Below are 9,900 nucleotides of genomic sequence, written 5' to 3'. Positions count from 1 at the left end.
GGCGGACGCTTCCCGCGTTACGCCGCACCTAGCTTGGCGCCCGGCCCTTCGCCCTTGGGCAGCCCGAACGACGCCAGATGACCCGGCAACCGCCGAGGTCGAATAAGTCAGCGTGGGCGCCCTTGGAATCACGCCGGGCCAGCCAACCAAACCGCCACCCCACAGACACGTCAGAACGCCCGGCCAAACATGCGGCGCGCACTGTCATGCCCGGAGCATGCACTTGACACGACCTATAGCCAGCTAGGTGCCGTCCGTAGCGCTCCTCGATGGCAGGCGGAGTAGAACGTTGTGGGATCAGTCGGCCTCTGCACGGCGACAAACTGGGGGATGGGAGTCAGGGTTTCGGCCAGGACTCTGCTGACGAAGCGCAGGATATCCTCGCCGGCCAAGACCCCGGAAGCCGAAGTCACCGTCAGATTCGGCAGGGTGAACGAGCCGCTGTCGAGTTCGCCGTGCCATGGACGTATCGCAATGTCCAGCTCGAGAATGCCTGCATCCAGCCGTGAATCGCCCGCGGCAATCGGCTTGAGCGGCTCCGCCGTCGGACCTCGCAACAGCTGCTTCCTTGGTGATCGGGGCCGGCACGCAGTAGAGCTTCAAGTCCTGCAATGGCGTCGTCCAGCCGCGGGCCGCGCACCAGTCGTCGAGCTCGTACAAGTGCCAGTCGGGCAGCGTCTGCCGATCAAGGATTGAGTCGTCCTCGGCGGTCCGAACCTTTGAGACGGCGGGGACTGCCGCGGCGCCTCTGAGGTGCCCCAAACCGTAGCCGAGGGGCGCGCACCTGACCCCAAAGACCGCTGGATGCGCCCAGACAAGTCGCCTCCGGCTCGCCGTCACACAACAGCACGGCACCGTTCGTGTCCGCCACCGGGCGTGGCTCTCGTACCGAGGAACACGATGTCCCAGAGCGGATGATTCGGGTCGTCGATGACAATTCGGAGTTCAATGCGCTCTACGTATTCCTAGGAACCCGGTACGCTGACGACGCATAAGTATTCGGACAAATGATTGATTCAAATGGGGACAAATGGGCAAAATGAAGGGCAACCGCCTCAACACGGCTGCGAATGTCGGCACTTTTGTAACAAGCCGCCAGCAGTTGGAGCAGCAGAGGAGGATGGCAGCGGACACCAGTGCGCTCCTGGAGATCCAGAAGCAGCAGGCCTACGAGGCCGACTATGACCGGCTGTTGAACCGCACCGACCGGGCCGTGGCAGAGGGGAGTATGACGCGGGGCCAGGCGGACTATGCACTGCTGACGGTCCGCACCGACCGGGCCGTGGCCGAGGGGCGTAAGAAGCCGAACGATGCCTTCCATGAACTGCTTGTGGCCCGAGCCCACCTGGATGTGGCAGAGGGGCGACTGACTCGCTACGAGGCGGATACCCACATCGAGCTCGAATGGTACAACCATCTGAACCCGGCTCCCAAGCCAGGAACCCGGGTCACGCATTCGTTCGGTGCCATGCTCACCGCGAGCCTCGGCGCCGCAACGGCCGGGTGGTACAACAAGGAGATGGGCGTTGCCCGCCGCTGGGACGGGGCGAAATGGACGTTGGAGACCATGCCTGCGGCTGCAGCAAAGGAGATAGCCCGCCACGAATGGCTGTCGGTTACAGCTAAGGGGCAGGTCCAAAAGTCGCGGACGACGGCCGGAATCCTGGGGATCCTGCTCGGCTTCGTCGGCGCCCACCGCTTCTACCTGGGCCACAAAGGCTGGGGCGTGCTGCAGGTGACCCTGTTCGTCATGACGTTCGCGTTTACCTACGGGATTGTGGGGTTGTGGGGTCTCATCGAGGGCATCATGATCCTGTGCAAGGCGAAGACGTTCAGCCGCGACGCCTCAGGGGTGCCGATTAAATAGGTTGTTGATCATGCCTCTTTTCCGGCGCTGGCCGTACACGAGAGGCATGAGCGAGACGTTGTGGCCACTCCCACCAAGGGGGTGGCCACAGCCGTATATATCCAGGCTTGCACCGGTCTTGGTTGGGATGGAATTGCCATCGACCTTCTCGCCGCTGCAGTCACCGACGTTTCCTGCGTCTAGCGGGAACGGCACACCCGCTGCAACTGGATCGCTCGGCACGCGCTGCGCGCTCGGGCCCGGACAGCAGGTCCGTTCCCTCTGCTCGGCGAAAACTAGGGGAGCGGAGCCAGACTTTCCGCCAGCACGCCGCTGACGAAACGCAGTATCTCCTCGCCGGCCAGAACTCCGGACGCCGAAGTCACCGTGAGGTTCGGCAGGGTGAACGAGTCGCTGTCGAGTTCACCGTGCGATGGGCGGATCGCTATGTCCGCCAGTTCGAGGATGCCCGCGTCCAGCCGGGAGTCACCGGCGGCTACAAGAAGCCCTGATCCGCTCCGCCGCCGGACCTCGTCAACAGCGGCTTCCTTGGTGACCGGAGCCGGTACGCAGTAGAGCTTCCGGCCCTGCAACGACGTCGTCCAGCCGCGGGCCGCGCACCAGGCGCTGAGCTCGTCCAGGTACCCGTCGGGCAGCGCCTCCCGGTCGACGATCGAGTACACAAAGTATTCTTCGGCGGTCCGGACCCTCAGGACGGCGGGGACTGCCGCGGCGCTTCTGAGGTGGCCCAACACGTCGTCCAGGGGCGCGCAGTCTGACCCTAAAGACCGCTGGATGTGCCGCGACCAGTCGCCGTCCGGCTCGCCGTCGTGCAGCAGCACGGCACCGTTCGTCGTCACGGCGTACCCGCGGCCGGAGCCGGGCAGTCGCACCCGGGAGAACTGCGCGCGGGTGCGGGTGGTGACGGGCACGAAGACGCTCCGCTCGACGATCCGCTCCAGCAGCTCCTCCGCTGCCCGGGTCATGAAGGACAGGGGTGCTGCGTCATACACCTCGGCAACCACCATCCGGGGCGCCACGTGGTCGCTTCCCACGAGCGCCATCGAGTTCGCCGAATAGATCAACGTGCGGTCCAGGTCGCTGGCCACCATGACCGGCCCGCCGCTTGAGTGAACGCTCATACGTCCACCACGGTCTTGCCATCGGCGCCGGTCGCTCCCGGTGTGTGTAGCGGATGGATCAGCCCGACGCAGCTGTAGGCCAGGTCGGGTACCTCCAGCACTTCGACGCCGCGCTGTTCGGCCAGGTGCAGTACGTGGGCGAGTTCCGGCAGAGCCTCGGGGCGCACCAGCACCTTCCAAGGAACGCGCCGCAGGAGGACCCGCGTGGTTTCACCGACACCTGGTTTGACCAGATTCACGTTGTTTATGCCGAAGCTGCGGCTGATTTGCTCGACGGCGGACCATCCGGACCAGTCTGCTTCCGGGAGCCCGGCGATGTCAGACGGGGCGTGGGCTGCTGCGCGCAGGACGTCGTCGCGGACGCCGGGGAACTGCGCCGTCACGGCCGTCAGGAAGTCACGGGAGACGTCGCTGCCGGAGAGCTCCGAGTAGAACTTGGCCCCGTGGAAATCGCCGGGGCCAATCAGTGCCTTGTTGAAAACGGTGCGTGAGACGAGACCGGAGACAGTCGAGTTCAGGCAGGCCGAGGGGACCAGATAGTCATCCCGGGTGCCGAAGATCCGGACGCAGTGCGCCGGGTCCGCGAGGACCGCAAGGTCGGGACGGAAGGCCGGCCCGTCGGTCTGCCGGAAGAGTTCGACGGCGGCGGCGAGTTCGCGGGCGATGGCTCCCTTACCGGTCCAGCCGTCGACGAACATGATGTCATCGGGGTGGTGCCGGGCCGCGAGATAGCCGAGGGCGGCCTGGTCGATGCCGAGCCCTCGCACGATGCTGATGGCGTAATGCGGCAGCTTCAGTCCGTGGACTTCCCAGGCCCAACGCTTCATCAGGATGCCGACGGGAGTGCCGGCGCGGGCGAGGGAAACCAGCACGGGTGCGTTGCCGCGCAGCTTCAGGACCTGCTCGGTGAGAGTTCCGACGGCATGCGCGATCCGGACGGCCGAGCTCACCAACGCGGTCTGGAACAAGGCACCGTACTCGGGCGAAGGTTCGAACTCCTGCGGCAGCGATTCGGCGTAACTGGCTTTGCCAGACTGGATGGCGGCTTCACGCACTTCCCTCGGCGCTTCGAGTTGAGCGGAACTCAGGTCCTTCAGTAGCCATTCGACGTCCTCCGGCAGATAGGAGCCGAAGTCGGGGCCGATCAACGGCGTCGGGAACGGAGGCTGGCCCGGCAACATGACCAGCCGGACATCGTCGGCGCTGCCAGCGACGGCCTCGGCGATCTTGCCGGGACCCAAGAGCCCCGACTCCGCGGTGCCAGGTTCCGCCATGATCAGTACCGTATCGAATCGTCCTTCGGGGTGCATGAAATTGTAGGCGAACCGGGGTCCGGGCCCGTCCGCAGCGTCCGCGTCGCTGCCAAAGGCAAGCGCCGAACGGATCGCGTAGTCCGGTTCGTCCAGCGCCGCAATCGGTGAGCGGGTACTGGTGGAATACCGGATGTCAGCGTCAGGGCGCAGATCCTGCAGCCGGGCGGCAACCGCCAAAGGCAGCGCCATGAATTCCTCCGTGGCGAGGACCAGCACCCGGGCCCCCGTTCCGCCGCGGCTCCCAAGTGCCGCCGCCAAGGCTTCCGCAATGTTCGCCGCCTGGTCCGGATCGGGGCGCCCGCCAACGCCAAAGCGGGCGCTGCGGATTGGTGGCACGATTCCGTGCAGGTCCAGCAGCCGGATCCGGCCCGGCCCGGGGACGGCTGCTGGCGGGAGCGGGATGCTGCCGATCAGTTCCGCCGCGTCCAATGCGAGCGTTTCCGGCAGCTGGATGCTTCCCTGCGCCAATGCCACGGCGCTGATCCGGGCGCCGAGTTCGCGTGCCAGTTCATCGAGGCGGTACCGGTCTGCGGGGGAGCGCAGGTCCACCAGGGAGGCGACGACGTAATGGCCGTGCGGGGCGGTGCGGTGCAGTTCGCGGATGGTGTTGATAATCGTGGCACCGGTGCTCAGCTCGTCATCCACCAGGACTACGGTCTCGGCGAGGTCCAAGGCAGCACGGCTGGTCGGCAGCAACTGGTGAGAAGTTGCGTGCGAATGCGTTTCCTCGAACGCGCCGTAGGGTTCCACACCGCGGCTGCTCTGTCGGGTGGAGTGGATGTAATAGGTCCCCAGTTGTCCGGCCACGAGCTGGCCCAGCCCGGTGGCCGTTTCCGCATAACCAATGGTCACGACGCCGGCAAGTTCTGTTTGCCATAGGGCGAGCAATTCGCGTAGGCCGGCCACGTCGGCAATCCTGCTCCGGCGGCCGTCGTCGTTAAGAGTCGGGTCGCTGCCCAGGGTAGTCCCGCCATCCAGCAGGCGCGCCAGCCTGCCCCCGGCCTCGTCAATGACGGCGGTCAGTGATCCGGCCCCGATGTCCGGACCGGCAGCCGAGGGGCGTTCGAGTTCCCTGCGGACCAAGAGCCCCAGAAGCTGCCCCGCCGACGTCGCGATTCCGGGTTCGGTGGGGACGTGCTTGGCGAGCACCCGGGAGACGAGCAGATGGGCCCTTTTGGGATTGCGCCGCAGCGCCAGCCCGACCAAGGCCTGTACGGGCAGCACGCTGCGACCGGGGTCGGAAGCCAGTTCGACACCGAGGGCATCACGCACGTAGCCGCCGCTCCAGGGAGTATCCGTGGAGAGTTGTTTCACCGCATGCTCGCTTCCAGTAGTTCGACAAAGCTGACGCCTGGCCTTGCGACCCCGAAGGCCCTGGCACGCAACAGGGTGCGCTCCGCCCATGCACGATGTGGTTTCAACTCATTCATCTTGTTTCCATAGGACGACGCCTTTACACCTCCGCCTGCACTCCCGGCTATGTCGAGGGCATCGAGGTATTCCTCGTGGCTCACGACGCACATGGCGTGCACCACTGGCACGTGGCTGGGATGGATGACGGTCTTGCCCAACAGGCCGTTCGCGAGATCCAGTTCGATCTCGCGAATCAGTCCGTCCAGGTTTTCCATCAGGATGCGCTTCCGGAGTTCGCCCTCGTTGACGGCTTCAAAAGGTGTGGACCGAAGTTGGGGCCGTAGGACCCGTTCTGTGTTGACAAAGTGCTCCCACACAGGACCGGAGATGACCCAGCCGTCATGCGGGCGGCCGAAGATGTTCACGACGTCGCCAATGATGTTCGCGACGACCTTGACGTTGTAGATGGTCAGGTCGCGAGAACGCCGCAGGCCAAAGGCGCTGGACATGTCCGTGGCACCGATCCGGACGCACAGCACCAGTTCACGGAACTCTTCGACCAGGGCCAGGTTTTCTGTCAGCACCCGGACGCGTGACTCCAAATGGGTTGTCGAAAGGTCCTCGATGATCGGCATCGCCCTCAGGGACTGTCCCTTCAACCCCCCGGTGCGTCCGGCTTCTTCGTTCAACAGCTCCAGTGCCGCCAAGAAGGCACGCCCGCGCCCTGTCTCGTTCTCGAATTTGGGCAGGACGAAGCCGTAGACGACTCCGAGAGCCTCGCCTGCCCTGCGTCCGACGTCGAGCAGCTGTTCTGGCGTACGGCACCGGATGAAGATCAGCGGGAGCTCGTCCCGATTGTCCAGGGACAGTTCGGCCAGTGCAACGAGCAGGTTCTCCTCCGCGGCTGGCACTTCCTCGTCGGGAACGGCGTCCTCGAGGCAGATCACGATGCTGAGGCAACCTGCCCCGGATTGTTTCCGGATTGCGTGTGCCAGTGAGCTTCTCGTGGCCGGCGAGTACAGGGTGGCCCCCAGCGCGACGGCGAGCAGGCCGGGGTCCGAGGTGCGATGAAGCAGTTCGGGGCGCAGGTGGAAGAGCCGATCCTTGACGGATTCGGCCAAGGCTTTGAAGTGCTGCATTGTCCCCTAGTTTTATTGCAGTAGTGCGCTGCCGGATCAGCGCAGGAGGACCCGTTGGTCCAGTGGAGTGGTCATTGAGAAACCGAAAACGGCCCAGATGGCCGCGTCGGAGGCGTCTGCCGGGACAAACTCGGCGCGAAGCTCCAAGAGCGCACCGACCCGCACGACGTACAGAACGCTCCGCAACCCAGCATGGTTCCGCACCGCGGCGGCGGCGCCGTCGAAGACTCCCACCGTCAGCGGGGTCTCTCCCGCGACGAACAGGGCGCGGCGCAGGAGCCGCATGTGGCGCAGGGACACGATGCCGGCCCCGTCCTGCACGCCGGCCAGGGGCCGGTTTCCGGGGGTGAGTACGGCGGTGCCGGCCTTGTGCCCCTCCACGTGGTGGGCACCCGTGGTGAGCTGCTGGTCTTCCCAGGCCACCGAGCGAACCCCGGTCACCAAGAGCGAGCCAATCGCGGATTGCCTTGCGTTGAGGCGAGCTACCGGGTTGGCTTCCCCCAACTCGCGGACACTGCCAAAATCCGGGGCCGGGAACAGCCGCTCCGACGTGGCCGGCGCGGGCCGGGGCCCTGGCTTTGAAGCCACTGTGGTCTTCGCGGACGGTGGGGGAGCCGGGCTGGCACCGAGCGTGAGTCCGCTGGAACCCGCCCGGCTGGCGCCAAGATGTAAGGACATGGCTGCACTTTGCGCAGTGGGTCGAAGGGGCTCAGGCTGCGCCGCTGCTTTCCGGCGCCGACTGAGGTATCCGATGTCGGTCCGGAGCGAGGTTCGGTCTAGAGCCATGCTCAGAGCTTCAACTTGAAGTCGGCGGCAACGGCTGCGAGCCCGGCTTCGTACCCCTGGCCGAGGGCACGGAATTTCCAGCCCCCGGCATGCCTGTAGAGCTCCCCGAGAATCATGGCGTTGATCTTGTCGAGGTTCCCCCGCGGCACCGTGAAACGAAGTAGCTCCCGGTTTTGGGCGGTGGCGACCCGCAGGTAGGCGTTCTTGACGGCCCCGAAGGTTCCTGGTCCCCGCACCTCAGGATCCACGTAGAGCAGCACGGCAATCTTGTGGACCGTCTCGGGCACCCGGTTGAGGTCGACGTCGATCTGTTCCTGATCTTCCGCTCCCGCGAAGGAAATGCTGCCATCGGGGCTGGCGATCTGGTTGAAGAAAACCAGATGGTCATCCGAGATGGCGCGGCCGTCTGTCCCGCACATGATCACCATCGGAACTAGCTCGGCCTGCGGGCCCCGGCTAGGGACCATGTCCCAGCCGATTCCGAGCAGCACTTTGTCCAGTCCGGGGTTCTCAGCAGTGAGGGCGGCGTTGCTGCCCGCGACCATCGAAGCCACTAGCGTCCTTCCAGATGAAGACCATCAATATCAAACTTGTCCCTGAGGAACTGGCCATGGACAGCCAGTTCCGTTATGGCGCCCGTGCGGACCTGATTGTCCAGGTTCTGGACGGTGGAGTAGAGCATGTCGAGCTGTTCCAGCAACACAGCCGTGTCGGTCGATTCGTCTCGCCGAGACCCGGCGGCCAGCATTAGATAGGCCCGCAGCGGGGACGGAAGATAGTCGGTGATGACCGCGTTCAGCAGCACGCGCTGCTCCGTCGATGCACCTGACCGGCCGATGTAGCCAATGAGGGCACGCAGGATGTCCGCCAACTGCAGGAGTCGTGATACCACAATGGTGGGCAGTTGCGCGCCGTTGCCCAGCACCGTCCGCCGCAGCTCTTCGAGCGCGGCCCCGGTGACTGCCAGTTCGTCCGCAGCCGGATCCGGGACAAGTGGAGACTCGGCCCCCGCAACGGCGGCGGAGCGGGGTGCCGCTCCGCCGCCGAACAGCGAGCCTAAGAAATTTGCGACCATAGCCCGTAAGCCTATTGCTCAGGGCTGACGACCACTAATTCCCCTCCTGCTGCCGCACCCTGTCCAGGTACGGGCGGGCCCGCTCCAGACCGTTTTCGAGGGCATGCACGGTGCCTTCCATGCTCTTGTTGGCCTGGGACCGGAAGGTGTCGATGGCGTCCATAGTCTGGAAGACGTTGTCGAACGCTTTCTGCAGCGTTTCCACGCTGACACCGGAGGTCGCCGCCTGCTGGTGGATCCGCGCGGTCTGGTCCTTGAGCATTTCGCTGGTCTTGAGGATCATGTTGTTCGTCGTTGTATTGATGGCGTCGATCTGGTCTAGCACCATCTTCTGGTTCGCCAAGGCCTGGGCCACAATGACGGCGGTCCGCAGCGCGGAGATCGTCGTCGTGCGTGCCCGTTCCACGCCCTTGATCAGCTCGGTGTTGTTCTTGCGGATCATGTCGATGGCGAGATAGCCCTGGACCGAGACGGCCAGCTGGGTCAGGATGTCCTGGTGGCGCTGGCGGATCGGATACAGAACGTCAGAGTCGAGTTTGCCCGCCTCTTCGATCTGGCCCTGCATCTTCATCTCGTCGATCCGGTTGGCTGTTGCCGTGTCCAAGGCCTTAGCAAAAACAGCGTATTCGCTGAGCCCCTGCATGGTGTCCCACAGCTGGGTCTTTTCCTGCGCAAGGGAGGCGTTGTCCTTCAGCAGCGCGTCCTGGCCTGCCATCAGGGACTTGATGATCTTATCGAGCTGAGTCTGGGCACTCTCATATCTCTGGAAGTACTTGGCCAGCTTGTTGCCGCCGGGAATAATACCGAGGATCTTCCGGCCGACGCCCAAGTCAGCGTTGTTCGGCGTCAGGTCTTCCACGGTGGAACGAAGCTCACCGAGCGTAGAGGCAACCTGCACCTGGGCGCTGCTGCCGGACTTCTTCGCACCGGCCAGCGAGGTGGAAGAACGCTCCAGCAGCCGGCTTGAAGTGTTGGCGGATGCCACGAGCTGCTGGCCGCCAAGCCGGTTGATGCCATCGATCTTGCTGGAGTATTCGGGGCTAAACGGGCTCATAGCTGACACTTCGGTGATGAAGGCACGAGCCTGTGCGTTTATTTCCTGCTGGCGTTCGGCCGGAACCGGAACCATCCCGGGGGCATCGTCTTCCTTGACGATGCCCGGAGCCTCGGGAGCGTTCAGCACGAGGGGGTTCGAGGCCGACGTTTCAGGCGGGGTGAGTTGCATGCTCATTTCGCTTCTCTCTTT

8 protein-coding genes are annotated in these 9,900 nt (G+C 64.7%); 1 reads left to right on the top strand and 7 read right to left on the bottom strand.

What is annotated here, in order from left to right:
- Positions 1 to 1,030: 1,030 nt before the first annotated feature.
- Positions 1,031 to 1,867 (top strand): TM2 domain-containing protein, encoded by an 837-nt coding sequence (locus AC1DRO_RS20110; RefSeq protein WP_476952176.1) that lies wholly within the window; start codon positions 1,031 to 1,033, stop codon positions 1,865 to 1,867.
- A 275-nt stretch (positions 1,868 to 2,142) separates the two neighbouring features.
- Here the strand turns inward: AC1DRO_RS20110 and AC1DRO_RS20105 are convergent, their stop codons facing one another.
- The 7 genes from AC1DRO_RS20105 to AC1DRO_RS20075 form a co-directional block, all read right to left on the bottom strand.
- Positions 2,143 to 2,988 carry an HAD family hydrolase gene (locus AC1DRO_RS20105; RefSeq protein WP_476952175.1) on the bottom strand — a complete coding sequence of 282 codons (846 nt, stop codon included), beginning with the start codon at positions 2,986 to 2,988 and terminating at the stop codon, positions 2,143 to 2,145.
- Positions 2,985 to 5,615, bottom strand: coding sequence for a phosphoribosyltransferase domain-containing protein (locus tag AC1DRO_RS20100; RefSeq protein ID WP_476952174.1), 2,631 nt, complete (start codon positions 5,613 to 5,615; stop codon positions 2,985 to 2,987). Before AC1DRO_RS20100 ends, AC1DRO_RS20105 begins: the two co-directional genes overlap by 4 nt.
- Complete coding sequence (locus AC1DRO_RS20095; RefSeq protein ID WP_476952173.1) at positions 5,612 to 6,793, bottom strand: HpcH/HpaI aldolase/citrate lyase family protein; 1,182 nt, start codon at positions 6,791 to 6,793, stop codon at positions 5,612 to 5,614. Before AC1DRO_RS20095 ends, AC1DRO_RS20100 begins: the two co-directional genes overlap by 4 nt.
- Before the next feature lie 36 nt (positions 6,794 to 6,829).
- Positions 6,830 to 7,471 (bottom strand): hypothetical protein, encoded by a 642-nt coding sequence (locus AC1DRO_RS20090; RefSeq protein ID WP_476952172.1) that lies wholly within the window; start codon positions 7,469 to 7,471, stop codon positions 6,830 to 6,832.
- A 110-nt stretch (positions 7,472 to 7,581) separates the two neighbouring features.
- Positions 7,582 to 8,124, bottom strand: coding sequence for a TerD family protein (locus AC1DRO_RS20085; protein ID WP_476952178.1), 543 nt, complete (start codon positions 8,122 to 8,124; stop codon positions 7,582 to 7,584).
- Positions 8,125 to 8,132: 8 nt separating this feature from the next.
- Positions 8,133 to 8,654, bottom strand: a complete 522-nt coding sequence (locus tag AC1DRO_RS20080) for a hypothetical protein (RefSeq protein ID WP_476952171.1) — start codon at positions 8,652 to 8,654, stop codon at positions 8,133 to 8,135.
- A 34-nt stretch (positions 8,655 to 8,688) separates the two neighbouring features.
- Positions 8,689 to 9,885: a toxic anion resistance protein gene (locus AC1DRO_RS20075; RefSeq protein ID WP_476952170.1), complete on the bottom strand. Its 1,197-nt coding sequence runs from the start codon at positions 9,883 to 9,885 to the stop codon at positions 8,689 to 8,691.
- Between the last annotated feature and the right edge of the window lie 15 nt (positions 9,886 to 9,900).

The organism is Arthrobacter sp. P4_F11 (assembly GCF_056401395.1).
This window is presented reverse-complemented; position numbering and strand designations above follow the sequence as displayed.

What these genes read in the sequence shown, in the direction of transcription:
- AC1DRO_RS20090 (WP_476952172.1), bottom strand. Translation starts at nt 7,471, where the DNA reads ATGTCCTTACATCTTGGCGCCAGCCGGGCGGGTTCCAGCGGACTCACG.
- AC1DRO_RS20105 (WP_476952175.1), bottom strand. Translation starts at nt 2,988, where the DNA reads ATGAGCGTTCACTCAAGCGGCGGGCCGGTCATGGTGGCCAGCGACCTG.
- AC1DRO_RS20080 (WP_476952171.1), bottom strand. Translation starts at nt 8,654, where the DNA reads ATGGTCGCAAATTTCTTAGGCTCGCTGTTCGGCGGCGGAGCGGCACCC.
- AC1DRO_RS20110 (WP_476952176.1), top strand. Translation starts at nt 1,031, where the DNA reads ATGGGCAAAATGAAGGGCAACCGCCTCAACACGGCTGCGAATGTCGGC.
- AC1DRO_RS20085 (WP_476952178.1), bottom strand. Translation starts at nt 8,124, where the DNA reads ATGGTCGCGGGCAGCAACGCCGCCCTCACTGCTGAGAACCCCGGACTG.
- AC1DRO_RS20095 (WP_476952173.1), bottom strand. Translation starts at nt 6,793, where the DNA reads ATGCAGCACTTCAAAGCCTTGGCCGAATCCGTCAAGGATCGGCTCTTC.
- AC1DRO_RS20075 (WP_476952170.1), bottom strand. Translation starts at nt 9,885, where the DNA reads ATGAGCATGCAACTCACCCCGCCTGAAACGTCGGCCTCGAACCCCCTC.